Source organism: Georgenia sp. EYE_87 (assembly GCF_023148685.1).
Lineage (GTDB): Bacteria > Actinomycetota > Actinomycetes > Actinomycetales > Actinomycetaceae > Georgenia.
The window spans coordinates 59,716-78,745 of the sequence record NZ_JAHXNL010000007.1; the positions used below are offsets into that span (position 1 = coordinate 59,716).

Annotated in this window: 16 protein-coding genes; 8 read left to right on the forward strand and 8 right to left on the reverse strand. The window is 74.0% G+C overall.

The window, feature by feature from the left end:
- Positions 1-91 precede the first annotated feature (91 nt).
- Complete coding sequence (locus KZX45_RS11555; RefSeq protein ID WP_248257894.1) at positions 92-1,564, forward strand: aldehyde dehydrogenase family protein; 1,473 nt, start codon at positions 92-94, stop codon at positions 1,562-1,564.
- Between the two features lie 215 nt (positions 1,565-1,779).
- On the forward strand, positions 1,780-2,946 hold the full coding sequence (locus KZX45_RS11560; protein WP_248257895.1) for a PQQ-dependent sugar dehydrogenase: 1,167 nt from the start codon (positions 1,780-1,782) through the stop codon (positions 2,944-2,946).
- A 50-nt stretch (positions 2,947-2,996) separates the two neighbouring features.
- Here KZX45_RS11560 and KZX45_RS11565 read toward each other — a convergent pair whose 3' ends face one another.
- Entirely contained in the window at positions 2,997-4,115 is a 1,119-nt protein-coding gene (locus KZX45_RS11565) for a YihY/virulence factor BrkB family protein (protein ID WP_248257896.1), read from the reverse strand.
- Between the two features lie 134 nt (positions 4,116-4,249).
- On the opposite strand from KZX45_RS11565, the gene KZX45_RS11570 reads away from it, so the two are divergent.
- Entirely contained in the window at positions 4,250-5,611 is a 1,362-nt protein-coding gene (locus tag KZX45_RS11570; protein WP_248257897.1) for an APC family permease, read from the forward strand.
- Between the two features lie 703 nt (positions 5,612-6,314).
- On the opposite strand, the gene KZX45_RS11575 is transcribed toward KZX45_RS11570, so the two are convergent.
- The 3 genes from KZX45_RS11575 to KZX45_RS11585 form a co-directional block, all read right to left on the reverse strand.
- Complete coding sequence (locus KZX45_RS11575) at positions 6,315-6,944, reverse strand: bifunctional 2-polyprenyl-6-hydroxyphenol methylase/3-demethylubiquinol 3-O-methyltransferase UbiG (protein WP_248257898.1); 630 nt, start codon at positions 6,942-6,944, stop codon at positions 6,315-6,317.
- A 39-nt stretch (positions 6,945-6,983) separates the two neighbouring features.
- The gene (locus tag KZX45_RS11580) at positions 6,984-7,778 is read right to left on the reverse strand and encodes a TIGR01458 family HAD-type hydrolase (RefSeq protein WP_248257899.1); all 795 of its coding nucleotides are present in this window, start codon (positions 7,776-7,778) and stop codon (positions 6,984-6,986) included.
- Between the two features lie 64 nt (positions 7,779-7,842).
- Positions 7,843-8,844 carry a nuclease-related domain-containing protein gene (locus KZX45_RS11585; RefSeq protein WP_248257900.1) on the reverse strand — a complete coding sequence of 334 codons (1,002 nt, stop codon included), beginning with the start codon at positions 8,842-8,844 and terminating at the stop codon, positions 7,843-7,845.
- Positions 8,845-8,978: 134 nt separating this feature from the next.
- Between KZX45_RS11585 and KZX45_RS11590 the strand changes: the two genes are divergently transcribed.
- Positions 8,979-9,686: a hypothetical protein gene (locus KZX45_RS11590; RefSeq protein ID WP_248257901.1), complete on the forward strand. Its 708-nt coding sequence runs from the start codon at positions 8,979-8,981 to the stop codon at positions 9,684-9,686.
- A gap of 93 nt (positions 9,687-9,779) precedes the next feature.
- On the opposite strand, the gene KZX45_RS11595 is transcribed toward KZX45_RS11590, so the two are convergent.
- Positions 9,780-11,777 (reverse strand): thioredoxin domain-containing protein, encoded by a 1,998-nt coding sequence (locus KZX45_RS11595; RefSeq protein ID WP_248257902.1) that lies wholly within the window; start codon positions 11,775-11,777, stop codon positions 9,780-9,782.
- Between the two features lie 95 nt (positions 11,778-11,872).
- Between KZX45_RS11595 and mug the strand changes: the two genes are divergently transcribed.
- The gene (gene mug / locus KZX45_RS11600) at positions 11,873-12,439 is read left to right on the forward strand and encodes a G/U mismatch-specific DNA glycosylase (RefSeq protein ID WP_248257903.1); all 567 of its coding nucleotides are present in this window, start codon (positions 11,873-11,875) and stop codon (positions 12,437-12,439) included.
- A gap of 20 nt (positions 12,440-12,459) precedes the next feature.
- Here the strand turns inward: mug and KZX45_RS11605 are convergent, their stop codons facing one another.
- From KZX45_RS11605 to KZX45_RS11615, 3 genes are all read right to left on the reverse strand, one after another.
- The gene (locus KZX45_RS11605; RefSeq protein ID WP_248257904.1) at positions 12,460-13,950 is read right to left on the reverse strand and encodes an FAD-dependent oxidoreductase; all 1,491 of its coding nucleotides are present in this window, start codon (positions 13,948-13,950) and stop codon (positions 12,460-12,462) included.
- Between the two features lie 151 nt (positions 13,951-14,101).
- A complete protein-coding gene (locus KZX45_RS11610) occupies positions 14,102-14,329 on the reverse strand; it encodes a hypothetical protein (protein ID WP_248257905.1) in 228 nt (75 codons plus the stop codon).
- 111 nt (positions 14,330-14,440) lie between these two features.
- A complete protein-coding gene (locus KZX45_RS11615; protein ID WP_248257906.1) occupies positions 14,441-15,409 on the reverse strand; it encodes a 1-phosphofructokinase family hexose kinase in 969 nt (322 codons plus the stop codon).
- A 289-nt stretch (positions 15,410-15,698) separates the two neighbouring features.
- Here KZX45_RS11615 and KZX45_RS11620 point away from each other — a divergent pair, with 289 nt between their 5' ends.
- From KZX45_RS11620 to KZX45_RS11630, 3 genes are read left to right on the forward strand one after another with little or no spacing between them, the layout of a single operon-like run.
- Complete coding sequence (locus tag KZX45_RS11620; protein WP_248257907.1) at positions 15,699-17,108, forward strand: ABC transporter substrate-binding protein; 1,410 nt, start codon at positions 15,699-15,701, stop codon at positions 17,106-17,108.
- Between the two features lie 3 nt (positions 17,109-17,111).
- On the forward strand, positions 17,112-18,068 hold the full coding sequence (locus KZX45_RS11625; protein WP_248257908.1) for a carbohydrate ABC transporter permease: 957 nt from the start codon (positions 17,112-17,114) through the stop codon (positions 18,066-18,068).
- The gene (locus KZX45_RS11630; protein WP_248257909.1) at positions 18,065-19,021 is read left to right on the forward strand and encodes a carbohydrate ABC transporter permease; all 957 of its coding nucleotides are present in this window, start codon (positions 18,065-18,067) and stop codon (positions 19,019-19,021) included. Before KZX45_RS11625 ends, KZX45_RS11630 begins: the two co-directional genes overlap by 4 nt.
- Positions 19,022-19,030: the final 9 nt, after the last annotated feature.

Below are 19,030 nucleotides of genomic sequence, written 5' to 3' on the forward strand. Positions count from 1 at the left end.
GGGCGGCGTCCTCCGGCGGCTGCCGGCCGACGTGTGGACCACTGTGGAGGCGAGAAGCGCTTCTCGCACCTCGAAGTGCTCGGGAGGACTTGTGAGCAGCTCGCAGACCGTTCAGACACCCGCTCTCTTCGCCGCCGCACGGCGCCTGGGCGCCCATCTCGTCGGCGGCGACGAGGTCGCGGCCGCGGGGGAGCGCGAGCTCGACCGTGCCGACCCGGTCACCGGCGAGCCGGCCTGGGTGGTGGTGCCCGCCACCGACGCGGAGGTGGCCTCCGCCGTCGACGCCGCGGCCGCTGCCGCCAGGGCGTGGCGGCGAACCCCACCGGCCGAGCGGGCGGCCGCCCTGCGCGAGGCGGCGGGCGCCGTGCGGGCCGCCGCGGACGACCTCGGCGCGCTGCTCACCGCGACCACGGGCCGGCTGATCGGGCAGGCGCGCGAGTCCGCCGTCGTCGCCGCCGACCTCCTCGAGGAGGCTGCCACCACCGGGCTGGGCGCCACCGGGCGCACGCTGGCGGGCGCGCCCGCCGCCCTGGACGTGGTGCGTCGGGAGCCGCACGGCGTGGTCGCCGTCATCACGCCGTGGAACGACCCGTTCCCGACGGCGGCGGGCCTGCTGGCCGCCGCGCTGGTCACCGGCAACACCGTGGTGCACAAGCCGTCCGAGCGCAGCGCCGCCCCCGGGTGGGAGCTGGCGCGGCTGATCGCCGGGGCGCTCCCGGCGGGGGTGCTCAACGTCGTCAACGGCGACGCCGCCACGGGCACCGCGCTGGTCGCGGACCCGCGGGTCGCCCTGGTCGCCCAGGTCGGCTCGACGGCGGCGGGCCGGGAGATCGCGGCGCGGGTCGGCGCCCGCGGTGGGCAGGTGCTGCTCGAGAACGGCGGCAAGGACCCGATCGTCGTCGATGCCGGCGTCGACCCGGCGTGGGCGGCCGGCCAGATCGCGCTCGGCGCGTTCACCAACACCGGGCAGATCTGCACCTCGGTCGAGCGGGTGTACCTGCACGAGGGCGTGGCCGACGACGTGCTCGGCGAGCTGGTGCGGATCGCGGAGGACATGCGGGTGGGCGACCCCGCCGACCGGGCCACGGAGCTGGGCCCGCTCGTCGACGAGGCGCAGCTGGCGGTCGTGGAGGAGCACGTCTCGGCGGCGGTGAACGCGGGCGCGCGGGTCCTGGCCGGCGGTTCCCGGCCCGACGGCGCGGGCTGCTTCTACCCCGCCACGGTGCTGGACGGGTGCACCGCCGACTTGGCCGTCATGACCGAGGAGACCTTCGGGCCGGTCGCCGCGGTGACGCGTGTGGCCGACTTCGACGAGGCGCTGCGGCTCGCGAACGCCGGCCGGTACGGCCTGGCCGCCACCGTGCTCACCGCCCACCTCGCGCACGCGCTGCGCGCGGCGGAGGAGCTGGAGGTCGGCACCGTGAAGGTCAACGCCGTGTTCGGCGGGGCGCCCGGCGGCTCGGCGGACCCGCGACGGGACAGCGGCGCCGGCGCGGGCTACGGGCCCGACCTGCTCGCGGCGATGACCGTGCTCAAGACCGTCCACCTGGAGGCGACGCCCTGAGGATGAGGCGACGCCCTGAGGATTGCGTCCTCGGCGGTGTCTGACATCGGCCCGCGGCTCCCGGCCCTGTGCGCGGGCACCTGTGTCCGGACGGCGGTGCGCCGACGGTGGCGCCCCGACGGTCCAGGCCCGTCGTCGCTGCGTGCTGCGCCATCATGGGAGCGAGGGTGGTGAGGCCCATGAGGTCGCGTCGTGCGGGCAGTGCGGTCCCTGCGGTGAGTGCGGTCGTGCTGGCGGTGGCCGTCGGCGCGTGCGCGGGCATCGGAGGACCCGACACCGTCGCGCCGGGCGCGACGAGCACCGCGGCGGGACCCTCGACCCGAGCACCGACGGGCGCCCCGACGTCGCCGAACGCCGGCACGGACGGCACCTCACCGAGCGCCCCCGCGACCGGCGGCGCACCGGCCGCCGCGGCGGAGCCGGGCGTCCTCGTCACGAACCTCCTCTCGCCGTGGGGGCTGGACTTCCTCCCCGACGGCGACGCCCTCGTCACCGAGCGGGACACCGCTCGCGTCCTGCGCGTGGCGCCGGACGGCTCGGTGACGGAGCTGGGCACGGTGCCCGGCGTCCGGCACGGCGGCGAGGGCGGGCTGCTGGGGATCGTCGTCGCCCCGGACGTCGAGCGCACCGGGCACGTCTTCGTCTACGCCACCACCGACGCGGACAACCGGGTGCTGCGCATGCGTCTGTCGGGCGACACCCTCGAGCCCGACGCCGTGGTCGTGGAGGGCATCCCCCGGGCCGGTAACCACAACGGCGGGCGCCTGGCGTTCGGGCCCGACGGGTTCCTCTACGTCACCACCGGGGACGCCGGTGAGCCGTCGAGCGCGCAGGACGTCGCCTCCCTCGGCGGGAAGATCCTCCGCGTCGACGCCGACGGCCGGCCGGCGCCCGGCAACCCGTTCGACGGCTCCCCGGTCTGGTCCTACGGCCACCGCAACGTCCAGGGCCTCGGGTGGGACGCGGACGGGAGGATGTACGCCAGCGAGTTCGGGCAGAACACCTACGACGAGCTCAACCTCGTGAAGCCGGGCGGCAACTACGGCTGGCCCGAGGTAGAGGGCGTGGGCGCTGTGGAAGGGTTCGTCGACCCGCTGCGCCAGTGGTCCACGGCCGAGGCCTCGCCCAGCGGGATCGCCGTCACGGGCGGGCAGGTCTACCTGGCCGCGCTGCGCGGGGAGTCGCTGTGGCGGGTGCCGCTGACCGGGAACGGCGGCACGGGCGAGCCGGCCCGGCTCCTGCAGGCGGAGTACGGGCGGCTGCGGGCGGTCGAGCCGGACGCGGCGGGCAACCTCTGGCTGCTCACGTCGAACCGGTCCCGCGGCGAGCCGACGCCCGAGGACGACCGGATCGTGGTGGTGGATCCGGCCGACCTCGGCTGAGCAGAGGAGCAGCCGATTTCTGCTGACGCGTCAGGGGCTCGGCGGGCTGCTTACTCGTCGTCGTGCCGGCGTCGGGCGGCGCGGTCACGCTTCGCCGGGACGTCCTCGGGCTTGGCGGAGGTCTCGTCGAGGTCCTGCGTGCGTCCGCGGGATATGCGCAGGGCCCGGCCCTTCTCGATGTCCTCCTCGGCCTTCTCGGCCTTCTTGTCGCTGGCCCTGGTGTCCCGCGGCGGCAGCTGGACGGACTCCTCGGCGGGGATGCCGGCCTGAAGCTGACGGCCGCGCTCGAGCTCGGCGTCGAACTCGGCGCCGAAGAGCAGCGCGAGGTTCAGAATCCAGAGCAGCAGCAGGAAGATGATGACGCCGGCCAGCGCGCCGTACGTCTCGCCGTAGCTCTCGCCGCCGATGGCACTGACGTACAGGCCCAGGGCGAGGGCGGCCAGGGCCGCCACGACGATCGCGATGAGGGCGCCGGGGCTGACCCACCGGAACTTCGGCATCTGCACGTTCGGGGTGACGTAGTACAGCAGGGCGATCGTGACCACCACGATGAGCAGCAGGACCGGCCACTTCGCGATGCCCCACACCAGGAGGGCCTGGTCGCCGAGCCCCATGAGCCCGCCGATCGCCTCGGCGACCGGTCCGGAGACCACGAGGATCACCGCGGCCATGGCGACGAGGATCAGCATCGCGAGGGTGAGCAGGTACATCACCGGGCGGAGCTTCCAGATCGGCCTGCCCTCGGGAACCTCGTACATGCGGTTCATCGCCCGGGAAAACGCGTTGACGTAGTTCGAGGCCGTCCACAGGGCCACCAGCAGACCGAGGAAGAGGCCCCATCCTGCTCCCTCCACGGAGGTGATGCTCTCAAGGATCGGCTGGAGGCGCTCCATAGACTCCTGAGGGATGAACTCCGAGGCCATGTCGATGATCGTCTGCGTGCTCTGGCCCTGGCCCACGAGGCTCAGGATCGAGGCGAGCGCGATCAGCGCGGGGAAGAGCGACAGGATCGCGTAGTAGGTGAGGGCGGCCGCCAGGTCGGTGCACTGGTCGTCCAGGAACTCCCGGACGGTCTTGCGCAGGACATAGCCCCAGGAAGGTTTGCGGATGTCGCCGAGGGAGCCCGGCTTGGCCGGGTGGTCGGCATCCACTGTGCTCTTGCTGCTCATCGACGTTCTCCTCCGGTGGGCGGTCGCACCCCGCGTGGGCGCCCTGCTTGCTGAAAGCGTGCGGGGCGCCGCCAGGCGCGGCAACCGGAGCGGTCCCGCTTGCGGCGGTCCGCAGGCGGCCTCAACCTGTGCCGATGACGACCAGCGCGCCCGCGGCCGGGCAGACCTCCCGACTGCGGAAGGGCATCACGCCCGCCCTCCTCTTCCTGTTCATCCTCGGAGACGTCCTCGGCGCCGGCGTCTACGCCCTCGTGGGCGTCCTGGCCGAGGAGGCGGGCGGGATGATGTGGGCGCCCCTGCTCCTCGCGATGGCCATGGCCCTCCTGACGGCGTCGAGCTACGCCGAGCTCGTGACCAAGTACCCCAAGGCCGGCGGCGCGGCGGTCTTCGCGCGCCGGGCCTTCGGCCGCCCGGTCATCTCCTTCCTCGTCGGCTTCTCGATGCTCGCGGCCGGGGTGACGAGCGCGGCCGGACTCGCGATCGCCTTCTCCGGCGACTACCTCTCCACCTTCGTCGACATGCCGACCGCGGTGGCCGCCCCCGTGTTCCTCGTCCTGCTCGCCCTGCTCAACGCCCGCGGGATCAAGGAGTCCGTGCGCTCCAACGTGGTCATGACCGTCATCGAGGTCTCCGGCCTCGTGCTGGTCGTCGTCCTGGGCGCCGTCGCCGTCGGCGGCGGGCAGGGATCCCCCGGCCGGCTCACCGAGCTGCCCGACGGCGTGGGGCTCGGGGCCGCGGTGCTCGGCGGCGCGCTGATCGCCTTCTACTCCTTCGTCGGCTTCGAGGTCTCGGCCAACGTCGCCGAGGAGGTCCACGACGTCAGCCGCGTCTACCCGCGTGCCCTGTTCGGCGCGCTCGCCGTGGCCGGCGTCGTGTACCTGCTGATCGCCGTCGTCTCCGCGCTCGTCATCGACCCGGGCGACCTCGCCGGGTCCACCAGTCCGCTGCTCGACGTCGTCGCGGCCACCGGGATCGGCCTGCCCCCGTGGGCGTTCAGCGCGATCGCCCTCGTCGCCGTGGCGAACGGGGCGCTGCTGACGATGATCATGTCCAGCCGCATGGCGTACGGCATGGCGGACGAGGGGCTGCTGCCCCACCCGCTGACCCGCGTGCTGCCGAACCGGCGCACGCCGTGGCTCGCCATCGTGCTCACCACGGCCCTCGCCGTCGGGCTCACGCTCGTCGGTGACCTGGCGGTGCTGGCCGAGACCGTGGTGCTCCTGCTGCTGTTCGTCTTCCTCAGCACCAACGTCGCGGTGCTCGTGCTGCGCAGGGACCGTGTCGACCACCAGCACTTCCGCACCCCGGCCGCTCTGCCGGTGCTCGCGGTGGTGTCCTGCCTCGTCCTCCTGACCCAGCAGTCGCTGGAGGTCTGGACCTACGGGCTGGCCATGCTCACCCTGGGCGTCGTGCTCCACCTGGTCACGCGGCGCACCGCCCACGCCCGCACCGTGCGGGCCGAGCAGGCAGAGGCCAGGGCCGCGGCCCGGAGGTGACCTCGGACGGCCGAACGCTGGCGAAGGTCGCCGCGGCAGGAGAAGGTGGACCTGTCGGACGGCGACGAGAGGTGGTGGGGATGGCCCTCCTTCCCAGGCTGGCGGCCGTGGCCGCGGCGGGTGCGGGTGTTGCGCTCGGCGGCGTCGCCGCGGCCCTCGGCGTGATGCGCGGGGCGAAGCCGCTGCACCCCCGCGGCGCCGTGGTGCGCGCCCATCTCCACCTGCACTCCCGGCCCCCCGAGCTCGGCCTGGCGCTCGGCGTCCCGGGCCGCCGCGAGGCGCAGGTGCGGTTCTCCCGGGCGATCGGGCTGCCGGAGCTCCTGCCGGACATCCAGGGCCTGGCGATGCGGGTGCACGATCCGGACGGCCCCATCGACGTGCTGCTCGCCTCGACCGGGCGCGGGCCGCTGTCCCGGTTCGTCCTGACCATGAGGCGGCGGCCGGAGGACGGCGCCTTCACCAGCCTCATGCCGTACCGGGGGCCGCGCGGTCCTGTGCTGCTCGGCGCCGAGCCGTCCCAGGACCCGCGGATCTACGTCCTCGAGTGGGCGACGCCGCAGGGCCCGTGGCGCACCTTCGCCACGTTGGAGTGCGAGCAGCTCCCCGCCGACGCCGACGACGCCCCCATCCGGTTCCGGCCGCTCGCCAACGCCCCGCGCGGCCTCGGGACGTACGAGTGGACGGAGCAGCTGCGTCGCTACGGCTACCGGTGGGCCGCGGCGGTCTCGCCCGCCCTGCCCAGGAGCGCGACGAGGAAGTCCGAGCCCTGGCCGAACGGGCGGACGTCCCACGCGGAGAGCAGCACCTCCGGCTCCAGCCCGGCCGCTCCGGCGTCGGCCAGGAACTCCTCGAAGGCGTAGCCGCGCCCCGCGCCGAAGCCGACCGCCGCCCGGCCACCGGCCCGCAGGTGGGCGGCGAAGCGGCGCAGCACCTCACGGCGGGTGCTCGGCGCGAGGAAGGTCATGACGTTGCCCGCGCACACGATCGCGTCGAAGCCCTCGGTGATCCCGCGGGCCGGCAGGTCGAGCTCGGCGAGGTCACCCACGAGCCAGGTGGGACCCGGGTGGTCCTCCTCCGCGGCCGCGACCAGCACCGGGTCGACGTCGACGCCGACCACCTCGTGACCGGCGGCGGCGAGCGCGGAGCCCACCCGGCCGGGCCCGCAGCCGGCGTCGAGGATCCGTGCGCCGCGCGGCACCATCGCGTCCACCAGCCGCGCCTCGCCCGCCAGGTCGGCCCCGGCGGCCGCCATGGTGCGGAACCGCTGGACGTACCAGTGCGAGTGGTCGGGGTTGGACTCCGTGATGCGCTGCCAGCCGCTCGGCTCGGGCATGGGATCTCCTTCTTCTCCGGTCGCGCGGTCAGCCCGACGCTACCCCTCGAGCCCGCGCTGCCATCCCGGCAGGTCCGCGACGCCGTCGAGGACGGCGTCCGGTGCGACCGCTGACCGCTCGAGCAACTCCGGCCGGAACTTGCCGGTGCGCACCAGCACGCCGGTGAGCCCGAGCGCCTGGGCGGCGAGCACGTCGGAGTCGAGGTCGTCGCCGACCATCACCGCCTCGGCGGCATCGGCACCGAGCATGCCGAGCGCCGCGTCGAACAGGCCGCGCGCGGGCTTGCCCACCACCACCGCCTCGACGTCCGCCGCCGCCTCGAGCGCCGCGACGAACGCCCCGGCGTCGAGCTGGAGCCCGGCGTCGGTGCGCCAGTACATGCTCCGGTGCATGGCGACCAGCGGCGCGCCCTCGTGGAGCGCCGCGAAGGCCCGGTTGAGCGCCGCGTAGCCGAGCTCGGGGCCGCCGCCACCCAGGACGACGACGTCGATCTCCCGGTCCTCCGGCCCGACCAGGCGCACGCCGGGGAGGTCGGCTGCGACGTCGCCGCTGCTCAGGAGCAGGCACCGGGCGCCGGGGTGGTGCTCGGCCAGGTACGCGGCCGTGGCGATCGGGGCGGTGACGATCAGCTGGTCCTCGACGTCGAAGCCGGCCTTGCGCAGCTCCTCACCGATGGCGGCCCGGGTCCGGGAGGTGGTGTTGGTGACCAGCGCGACCCCCAGTCCGGCGGCGCGCAGGGCGTCGTACGCCTCGACCGCGCCGGGCAGCGCGCGCCACGAGACGGTCAGGACGCCGTCGATGTCGAGCAGCACGGCACGCATGTTCTCGGCCATGGCGTCCTCCCTCTCGGGCCAACTCTGCCATCTGGCCGGGCGGTCCGACCGGGGCGTCGCCCCGTCAGACGAAGCGGATGTGCTGCTGCAGACGCGTGCGGATCTCGAAGAACGCGGCGTCGGGCAGCCGGCCCGTGCCGGGGAGGCCGACCGTCAGCAGGAAGCTCAGGGAGCTGCGCCGCACCGCGAGCCGGGCGGGCCGGCGCCCGCTGCCCCGACGCAGCAGGACGACGTCCTCACCGAGCGCGTCGTCGGGCAGCACGAGCACCACCGCCGTGACGGCGACCCGCCACGACCGCGTGATGCGAGCCCGGCGGGCCAACGACCGCACCGGACGCTCGCCCGCCGGCAGCGCGTCGCTGACCAGGTCGGTACCGCGGGGCCGTGCCGGCGCGCCCCAGTCCTCGGACTGCAGGACGAACACCCCGGTCGGCCCGAGGACGACGTGGTCGATCTTGGCGGACTCGGAGGGGCCGAGCCCGGCACTGCGCGTCCAGGCCCCGCTGTCGGGGGCGGTCGCGACGTCGTGCCAGACGGCGAAGGACGGGCCGAGGTTGCTCAGGATCCGGGCGGTCGCCTCCTCGGCGAGCGCGTCCGCGAGGGCGTGCCGGACCTCGCGGGGCGCACGCCGGACCAGGTCCTCCTCGTAGGGGTCGGCCAGGTCGACGCCACGACCGGCCCACTCGCGCACGAGCGTGAGGTAGCGCTGCCGTGACGCCCCGCCCGGGTGGCCGTACGACCGGGCGGGGGAGGGCGGGCGTGCGCTGCCCCGGCTCGTCCCGGTCGTCCACACCCGCGTGCCCTCGTCCTCGGCGGCGGTCGACCGGGCGGACCGGGCGGACCGCGGGGCGCCGGCGGCCAGGTGGTCGTACTCGGCCCGGCCCGCCGGGGTCCCGATGCGCTCCCAGGCGATCTGCACCGCGTGGAACGCGGCCGGGTCGCCGCCCAGGTCGGGGTGCGTCTGGCGCTGCCGGCGCCGGTACGCGCGGCGCAGCTCCTCGGCGGACGCGTGGCGGTCGACACCGAGGACGTCGTAGGGCGTGGAACCAGGTGCGGCGTCGGTCATGGTGGTCTGTGTGGTGGCGTAGCGGCCTTCACCGTACCCGCCCCGGACCCTCTCCGTGCCGTCCCCGCGTGGCAGGTCGCCGCCGCACGTTCTACGGTCGGACTGACGCTGACAGGCGAGCGAAGGGGCCCACCATGAGCACCGCACCAGAGGCGAGGCACGCGCAGGAACCGGCCGAGCCCCACCCGCGGCGTGAGGAGCCGGTCGATGCCCACCGGCGGCGTGAGGAGCCGGTGGATGCCCACCGGCGGCGCGAGGAGCCGGCCGATCCCCATCGGCGCCAGCTGGCCCGGGAGAAGGAGGCGTTCGGGGGGATGAAGCTGGGGTCGGGTTTCTTCGGCTGGCTGGCGGCCACCGGGACGGCCGCGCTGCTGCTCGCCGTCGCCGCTGCCGCAGGGTTCGGCGCAGGTGCCGCTCGCTCGAGCGGGGTCGAGGACGCCGCTGAGGAGGCGAGCCAGAACCTCGCATCCGTGGCGACCGCCGGCGGCATCGTCCTGCTCGTCGTCCTCTTCGTCGCCTACTTCTGCGGCGGGTACGTCGCCGGGCGGATGGCCCGCCTGGACGGGGTCAAGCAGGGTCTCGCCGTCTGGCTCTGGGCCGTGATCTTCGCTGTCGTGGGTGGCGTGCTCGTCGCCGTCGCGGGCGACCGGTTCGACCTCGGGGCGCAGCTCGACGACCTCGGACTGCCGATCGCCGTGGACGAGGGGACCATCGCCGGGCTCGTGGGCCTGCTGGCCGTCGCCCTCGTCACCCTGCTGGGCGCGGTGCTCGGCGGCAGGGCGGGCATGCACTATCACCGCAAGCTCGACCGGGCGGGCCACCACTACCCCGCCACCCGCTGACGACATCCCCTGACGACATCCGCCGACGCCACCCACTGACGTATGCGACCGCCCGGGCGACGCGCGCATCAGTCGGGCGGCCCGCCCAGCGGGTCAGGCGCTGCCCTGCCGTACCGCGCCCCCGAGCTGCGCCGCCAGGTCCTCCGCCGTCGTGACCGGCAGGTCGCACACGAAGCCGCGGCAGACGTACGCCGCCGCACCGCCGCGCACCAGCGGCCGGTCGGCCAGCAGCGGCACCCCGGGGGCGTCCGGCGCCCCGACGGCGACCACGAGCCCGGGCGAGGTGCTCGCCCGGGCGACGGCGGCCAGCTCGCGGGCCGCGTCGTCGTCCCCGACGACCGCCACCTGCAGCGGCCCGGCGGCCGCAGCCTCCGCCACCGCCAGGCTCCAGCCGGCGAAGCGCGGCGCCGACCGGGCGACCGCACCGGCCGCGGCGAGCGCGCCCTCGGCGGCCTCGCGGTGCCGCGAGGAGCCGGTGAGGGCGGAGTACGTGAGCAGGGCCCCGGCGAGCGAGGACTGCCCGGACGGCTCGACGTTGTCGCTCGGGTCCCTCGGGCGGGTGACCAGCCGCTCGGCGTCGTCGGCGACGTCGAAGAAGCCGCCGGCGCCGTCGGCGAAGTGGGCCAGCCCGATCTCGAGCAGCTCGCCGGCCGCCTCGAGCCAACGGACCTCGCCGGTGGCCTGGTGCAGCGCGAGCAGGCCCTCGGCAAGGTTGCCGTGGTCGTCGGCCACGCCGGCCGCGGCGCCGACCGCGCCGTCGCGCGACGCGCGCCGGAGCCGGCCGTCGACCAGGTGGGCGCCGAGGACGTGCGCCGCGCACTCCCGGGCGGCGTCGAGGTAGCCCGGCTCCGCCATCAGCACCCCCGCCTCGGCGAGGGCGGCGATCGTCAGACCGTTCCAGGAGGTGACGACCTTGTCGTCGCGCGCGGGCTGAGGCCGCCGGTCGCGGGCGACGAGCAGCCGACGGCGGGCGTCGGCCCACCACGCCGGGTCGTCGGGGTCGCGGCGCAGCTGCAGCGTGGAGGAGCCGTGCTCGAAGGTGCCGAGCTCGGTCACGGCGAGGAGCGCGGCGGCCCGGGCGCCGTCGTCGGGCCCGAGCACCTCGGCGAGCTGGCGGGGGGTCCAGGCGTAGGTGAGGCCCTCCACGCCGTCGGCGTCGGCGTCGAGGGACGAGGCGAACGCGCCCTCGGCGGTGCGCAGGTCCCGCAGCAGGAAGTCGGCGGTCTCGCGCGCCACCCGCTCGGCGAGCGAGGAGCCCGTCGCGCGGTGGAGGTGGAGGTAGTCCCGCAGGAGCTGGGCGTTGTCGTAGAGCATCTTCTCGAAGTGGGGCACGATCCAGCGGGCGTCCACGGAGTAGCGCGCGAAGCCTCCCGCGAGCTGGTCGTACATGCCGCCGCGCGCCATGGCCTCGCAGGTCGCCTCGACCATGCGCAGCGCGTCGGCGTCGCCGGTGCGCGCGTGGTGGCGCAGGAGGAACTCGAGCACCGACGACGGCGGGAACTTGGGGGCGTCCCCGAACCCGCCGTTCGCCTCGTCGAAGTCCCGGGCCAGCGCGGCGACGGCGTCGTCCAGCGCCTCGGCGTCGAGGGCGTCGGGCGTGGCGGCGCGGGTCATCTGAGCCAGCGCCCGGGCGACGTTGGCGCCGGTGGCGTCGACCTGGGCGCGGCGGGTGGTCCACGCCTCGCGCACGGCCCCGAGGAGCTGGAGGAACTGCGCGCGCGGGTAGTAGGTGCCGCAGAAGAATGGCTCGCCGTCCGGGGTGAGGAAGCACGTCATCGGCCAGCCGCCCTGGCCGCTCATCGCCGTGGTCGCGGTCATGTACACGGCGTCGATGTCCGGGCGCTCCTCGCGGTCCACCTTCACCGCCACGAAACCGCTGTTGAGGACCGCGGCGACGTCCGGGTCCTCGAAGGACTCGTGCGCCATCACGTGGCACCAGTGGCAGGCGGCGTAGCCGATCGAGAGCAGGACCGGGACGTCCCGCCTGCGCGCCTCGGCGAATGCGGCCTCGCCCCACTCCTGCCAGTGCACCGGGTTGTCCGCGTGCTGGAGGAGGTAGGGGCTCGTCGCCCCGGCGAGGCGGTTGCTCATCCGTCCACCGTAGGACGTGACGCAACACCGGGCACCTGTTCTCGGTGCGGGATCGACGCGTGCGCGCCGGCTCCCCGGGCGTGCACACTCGCTGCGTGACCGGGACGGAGAGGCGGCGACCGAGCCGCGAGGAGCTCCTGGCCTGCGCGGGGCGCAGCATCCCTCCGGTGATCGCCCCGGGGCTGACGATCCTCCTGTGCGGGATCAACCCCGGGCTGTACTCGGCGTGGACGGGCCATCACTTCGCCCGGCCGGGCAACCGGTTCTGGCCGGCGCTGCACCGCTCGGGCCTGACACCGCGGCTCCTCGCGCCCTCGGAGCAGCACGAGCTGCCGACCTACGGGCTGGGCATCACCAACGTCGTCGACCGCGCCACCGCGACGGCTGCCGAGCTGAGCCCGGCCGAGCTCCGCGAGGGCGGGGAGCGGCTCACGGAGGAGGTGCTGCGGTACACGCCCGGGTGGCTCGCGGTGCTCGGGGTCACCGCCTACCGGGTGGCGTTCGGAGAGCCGAGGGCCGCCCTCGGCCCGCAGGAGCGGACGCTGGGGTCGACCCGGGTCTGGGTTCTGCCCAACCCGAGCGGGCTGAACGCGCACTACCAGCTGGCCGGCCTGGCGGAGAAGTTCGGTGAGCTGCGCACCGCCGCGACGGCGGGCGACTGACGGCACCGTGGAGGGTGCGGTCAGCGCTCGCGCTCGAGCGTGCGCAGCGCGCAGGTGGCGGGCCCCTCGAGGACCTGCCCGTCCGCGGCGAACCGGGAGCCGTGGAGCGGGCAGTCCCACGTGTGCTCGGCGTCGTTCCAGGACACGACGCCGCCGAGGTGCGTGCACGCGGCGGCCAGCCGCCGGGTGACGCCGTCCACCGTGCTCACGGCCACGTCGCGGCCGGCTTCCCGCTCCACCCGGCCCTGCCCCTCGGGCGGGACGACGGCGGAGGAGTGGACCCGCGGGCTCAGCTTGTCCCGGGCTAGACGAGAGGCGACGCCGGCGTTGAGGGCGACCACCCTGTCGAGGCCGACGAGGCCGCCGGGCCGCCACGTGCGCAGCGGGTGCGTCCAGATCATCTGGCCCTCGAGGACGGCCGAGGAGATCGCCAGCGCGGCGGCCGGCCCCATGGCCAGGCCCCACTTGTCGAAGCCGGTGGCCACCAGCACCCGGTCCGACCGGGGCAGCAGCGGCCCCACCGACGGAAGCTCGTCGGTGCCGCGGTAGTCCTGGGCGGCCCACACGTGCGTCGGCACGGCGCCCGGGAAGAGCTCGGTGACCCAGCGGGTGAGCTCCATGACGAGCTCGCGCGTGGACACCGCCCGTCCCACAGGGCGGCCGGCCCCCGCCACGACCAGCCGCTCGCCGGCGGCCGTCGGGGCGGTGCGCAGGGAGCGGAACGGCTGGTCGCCGGTGATGGCCATGACCTGCGGGAGCGGCCCGGGGACGTCCAGGGCCAGGGCGTGGGTGCGGTGCGGCGACAGCCGCGCGAAGAAGGCGCCGCGGTCGAGCACGGGCGTGCCCGTGGCCAGCACGACCCGGTCGGCCGCGACCTCGACCTCGCCCACGGCGACCCGGTTCGGCGAGCCGTGGTGCAGCCCGTGGACGCGGCTGTTCTCGAAGATCTCCCCGCCGTGACGCTCGATGTCGCGGGCCAGCGCGAGGACGAGGTCCATGGTGTCGAGCTGCGCCTGGTCCGGCAGGCGGGCCACGCCGAAGGTGGGGAACGGCAGGCCGGCGTCCTCGAGCCACTCCACCGGCAGGTGCGCCTCGTGGGCGGCGTCGTGGACCTCACCGACCCGGTCGCGGCCCTCGGGGGTCTGCGCGACCACGAGGTCGGGCCGGGTCTGGAACGGGACGTCGTGCTCGGCGCAGTAGCGCAGCAGCCACTGCTGCCCCTCCCGGTTCGCCTCGACGTAGGTGCGCAGGGTGCTCGTGGAGTGGCGGCGGGCGACACGGGCCAGCTTGGTCCCCTGCAGCAGGGTGACCTTCCCGGTGCTGTTGCCGGTGGTCACCGCCCCGAGACGCCTGGCCTCGAGCAGCGCGACGGAGGCGCCCGCGCGGGCGAGGAGCAGCGCCGTGGTCAGCCCGGTCAGGCCCCCGCCCACCACGGCCACGTCGAAGGAGCGTCCCGCCGGGACGGCGGGGTAGCCCGGGAGGTCGGGACGGTCCAGCCAGAGCGAGGTCATCGCACACCTCCGGTGTCGGGTGCCCCCATCGTGGCCGGGCGAGGCGGCCCGAGCCACCGGAACGGCGGTTCGCCGCGAGATGTCCGCCGAGCTGGTGCCCCGTCTGCGACGACCGGCCGGGCGAGGTGCTCCGGGCCGGGCCGCCGGGTTCTCAGGCCTTGATGCGCGAGGCCAGGAACTTCTTCCCCATCTCCGCACCCTTGCGGCTGTCCGCCTGGGCCTTGCGGAAGAAGTCCGCGACCTCGTTGTCGCCGTCGCGCTCCGCGTCCTTGATGTAGGTCTCCAGGCGCAGGGCGTTCTCGAGACACGCCTGGGTGAACCACAGAAGGTTGTAGTCCTTGTCCTTGGTGCCGGTGACGGCGCCCGTCTCGCTGCTCATGCTCGTCTCCCTCTCTTTCTCGCTGCTGCTCGATCGGTCGGGTCGTGCAACATCCACGGTGCCCGGACGGCCCGGGGCCTCGCAACCGGAGGGCCTCCCGGGCCGGCAGGGTCAGACGTCCTCGACCTCGACCCGCTCCGCGAAGGCCTCGATCTGGTCGCGCCGCCCCGTGCCCAGCCCGCGGCGGGTGACGTTCAGGGCGCCGGCGGCCGCGCCGAGCCGGACCGCCTCGTCGAGTCCGGCGCCCCGGGCCAGGGCGACGGCGATACCGGCCGTCATGGAGTCCCCGGCGCCCTTGTTCTCGCGCGTGCTCACCGTCGGGGCGGTGAAGAGGCGCGCCTCCTCGCCGGTGACGACGAGGGTCGGGTCGCCGGCGCGGGAGACGACGAGGGCGTGCAGGCCCTCCGCGAGCATCCGTCGGCCGGCGTCCCGGAGGGTCTCGACGTCGGCGTCCTCGGCGAAACCGCCGTCGAGCATCTCCTCGTGGCTGATCTTCAGGACCACGCCCTCCGCCTCCAGGATCTGCCGCACATGGTCGCCGGAGAGGTCGGCCACCACGGGCCTGCCCGCGGCCCGCAGGTCCTTGGCGAGCCGGCCGAAAAAGTCGTCGGGGACGCCGAGGTCGGCGTCGGCACCCGTGAGGACGGCGAGGTCGGCGTCCATCGCGTGGACCAGCATGGTGCCGTAGAGGTCGTCCTGCGCGTGGCGGTCGAGGGCGGGGCTGCGCATGACCACCAGCTCCTCGCGCTCACCGCCGCGGTAGTCGAGGACGTGGGCGGAGATGCCGGGTGTGCTCGTGGTCCGCAGGTCCAGGCCCTCCGCCCGGGCGAGCGCCGCGGCCGCGACGCCGGTCTCGCCGCCGAACGGGGCGCAGACGACGGCGCGGGCCCCGAGCGTGGTCGCCATCCGGGCGACCCAGAGGCCCTGCCCGCCGGCGTGGACGTGCACCTGAGGTTCGTCGTCGCCGCGGAGGGTCTCGATCGTCACCTCGAGCAGCGGGGCGACCGCCAGCACGCAGAGATCGACGGCGTCCGCCGGTGTCCCGGTGCGGTCCTCGGCGGTGGGCGCGGGCTCGCTCATGTGGGTGCTCTCCTCGGTGCTCGGTGGGGTCCCTTCGTGAGTATCACGGCCGCCCGGCACGGTCGCATCGCGTCGTCGGGCCGCGACCTCTCCCAGCCCCCGGGCGGTAGGAAGCAGCGGCACCTTTCCGCGCCAGGACGCGGGAGTGGAAAAGCGCTTCTCGTGCGGGGGGAGGGCTTCTATGTCACTGTGAGGCGTCTGACGACGTCGTCGGACCAATACCCGGCGGCAGGGGATCGCCGGGAGGACGCGGGCAGCAGTGCCCCACGGACCTGGAAGGTGTGGGTCGATGAGGAGATCGGTCGCTCGTCTGGTGGTCAGCGCCTCCGCCGTCGCTCTGGTGCTCGGGGCGTGCGCGCAGGGGACCGGAGGCGGTTCCGACGGCGGGACCGGGGCCGGCGGGGACGGTGCGGGGGAGTTCGACCCCGAGGCCGAGCTCAGCGGCCCGCTCGACGTCATGGGCTTCGGTGCGGGCGACGAGATCGCCACGACCCGCGTGGAACGCGCGGAGGAGGCCCTCGGCGAGGACGTCGAGGTGCAGCTGATCGAGGGCGACCTCGACATCCAGCAGTTCCTCTCCGCCGTCGCCTCCGGGGAGCCGCCGGAGCTCATCTACGCCAACCGCGACCAGATCGGCACGTTCGCCTCCCGCGGCGCGATCATCCCGCTCACCCGGTGCATCGCCGGGGAGGGCATCGTCACGGAGGACTTTCGCGAGCCGGCCCTGGACCAGGTCACGTTCGACGACGAGGTCTACGGCATCCCCGAGTTCAACGCCGTCCAGGTCACCATGGCCAACTCCGAGCTGCTCGACGCCGCCGGGCTGGGCATCGAGGACGTCAACGGCTCGGACTGGGAGGCCGTCAGCGCCGCCAACGAGGCCCTGAAGCAGGGCGACGGGAACTCGCTGAGTGTCATCGGGTACGACTCCAAGCTGCCCGAGTTCCTGCCCCTGTGGGCGCACGCGAACGGCACCGACCTCATCTCCGAGGACGGCAGGACGGCCCAGCTGAACGACCCCAAGGTGGTCGAGGCGCTCGAGTGGGCGCTGTCGATCTACGACGACCAGGGCGGGTTCGCGGCCGTCAAGGCCTTCCGCGACTCGGCGGACTTCTTCGGCGCCGGCAACCAGTTCGCCACGAACACCCTCGGGGCGATGCCGATGGAGCAGTGGTACATCAACGTCCTCAACGACGTCTCTCCCGACGCCCCGATGGCGTTCGACGCGGTGCACGACAAGAACGGCGACCCGGTCGCGTACGCCAGCGGGTCGGCGTGGGCCATCCCGAAGGGCACCGAGAACCCCGGCGCCGCGTGCCGCTGGGCGCGCGTGATGACCGAGGTCGACAGCTGGGTGGCGGCCGCCGAGGAGCGCAAGCGGCTGCGCGCCGAGGAGGGCAAGCCGTTCACGGGTGTGCTGACCGGGAACGAGGCCGCCGACGAGGCGGTGCGCGAGCTCGTCGAGCCGAGCGGCGACGAGGACTGGGACGCCGGGGTGACGGCCATGTACGAGGCGAACGACAACACCTTCTCGCTGCCGGCCAACCCGGCCGACGCCGAGTTCAAGACCGCCTGGCAGGACGCGGTCAACAGCGTGCTGAACGGGCAGGCCGAGCCGCAGGAGGCCCTGGACGCGGCACAGGCCACGGCCCAGGCCGCGCTCGACGACGCCTGGGAGAAGTGGGAGCAGGAGGGCTAGGCCATGGCCGCCGTCGTCGACTCCGCCGCGGCGGAGGAGCGAGCCCGGGCGGTGGCACGGCGGAGGAGGGGGCGGCGCGAGACGCGCGCCGCCCTGCTCTTCATCAGCCCGTGGATCGTCGGGTTCCTCGTCTTCACCGCCTGGCCCGTGCTCAACAGCGCCTACCTGTCCCTGACGGACTACGACGTCATCAACGACCCGAACTTCGTCGGGCTGGACAACTACCGTCGTCTCTTCGAGGACGAGAAGATCGCGCTGGCGCTGGGCAACACCTTCTTCTACGCCGCGATCCAGGTGCCGCTGTACATCGTGGTCTCCCTCGGGCTGGCCATGCTGCTCAACCAGGCGGGCCGGGCGGCCGGCTTCTTCCGGACCGCGTTCTACCTGCCGAACATGACCCCGCCCGTCGCCGTCGGCGTGCTGCTGCTCCTGGTGTTCAACGGGCAGAACGGGCTGATCAACGAGGTGCTGGGGTTCTTCGGCATCGACGGGCCGAACTGGACCACCGACCAGATGTGGATCAAGCCGGCCATCATCCTCACGAGCCTGTGGTCGGTGGGCTCGTCCGTGATCATCCTGCTCGCTGCGCTCCGCAACGTGCCGCAGGAGCTCTACGACGCCGCCCGCGTCGACGGCGCGAACGGGTGGCAGCGCACCGTGCGGATCACCATCCCGATGATCTCCGGCGCCCTGTTCTTCGTGTTCATCGTCAACTCGATCGCCGCCTTCCAGACCTTCACCGAGGCGTACACGGCGTTCTTCGGCTCGGGCAACACGACGTACAGCAACGACGCGGCGCTGTTCTACGTGATCTACCTGTTCCAGCAGGCGTTCGAGTTCCTCAACATGGGCTACGCCTCGGCGATGGCCTGGGTGCTCTTCGTGATCATCCTGATCATCACCCTCATCCAGCTGAAGGTGTCCAAGCGGTTCGTCTACCTCGAGGGGGAGCAGCGATGAGTACCCCGTCCCTCGACCTCGATCGGGTCCGCGAGGCGCCCGTCGTCCCGACCGCCGGCGGCCCCGCCGGGACGCCGGGCGCGGGCTCGCCCGGCCCCCGGCGCAACGGGGACCGCCGCCCGACCCGGTGGACGGCCGGGCGGGTCGCGATCGTCGCGGCGCTCGTCGCCCTCACGGTCGTCTTCGTCTACCCGTTCGTGTGGCTGGTCAGCGCCTCGTTCAAGCCGCGCGGGGAGGTCTTCGACAACAAGCTGATCCCGGAGACCTTCACCTTCCAGAACTACCTCGACGTGTGGGCCGAGGCGCCGATGCTCCTCTGGCTCGGCAACACCCTGCTCGTCACGGTCCTCGCGGCGGTCTCGGTGACCCTCTCCAGCGCCCTGGTGGCGTGGGGGTTCGCCTACTTCCGGTTCAGGGGGCGCGACGCGCTCTTCGGCCTGGTGCTGGCCACGATGATGCTGCCCGGCGCGGTGACGATGGTGCCGGTCTTCCTCATCTGGAACTCGCTCGGCATGGTCAACACCCTCACGCCGCTGTGGGCCGGCAACCTCTTCGGCAGCGCCTTCTACATCTTCCTGCTCCGGCAGTTCTTCATGGGGCTGCCGCGGGAGACGTTCGAGGCGGCGAAGATCGACGGCGCGAACAACTGGACCATGTTCACCCGCATCGCCCTGCCGCTGACCCGGCCGGCGATGATCGTCACCCTCATCTTCGAGTTCCAGGCGGCGTGGACCGACCTCATGCGGCCGCTGATCTACCTGCGCGACTCGGACAAGTTCACGATCCCGCGTGGCCTCAAGGCGCTGCTGGACCAGTTCGGCTTCGGCGGCGAGTGGCACTGGGAGATCGTCATCACCGCCAGCGTCATCACGACCGTCCCGATGATCGTGCTGTTCTTCATCGGCCAGCGGCACTTCGTGCAGGGGATCGCCACCACGGGCGCGAAGGGCTGAGCCGGCCGC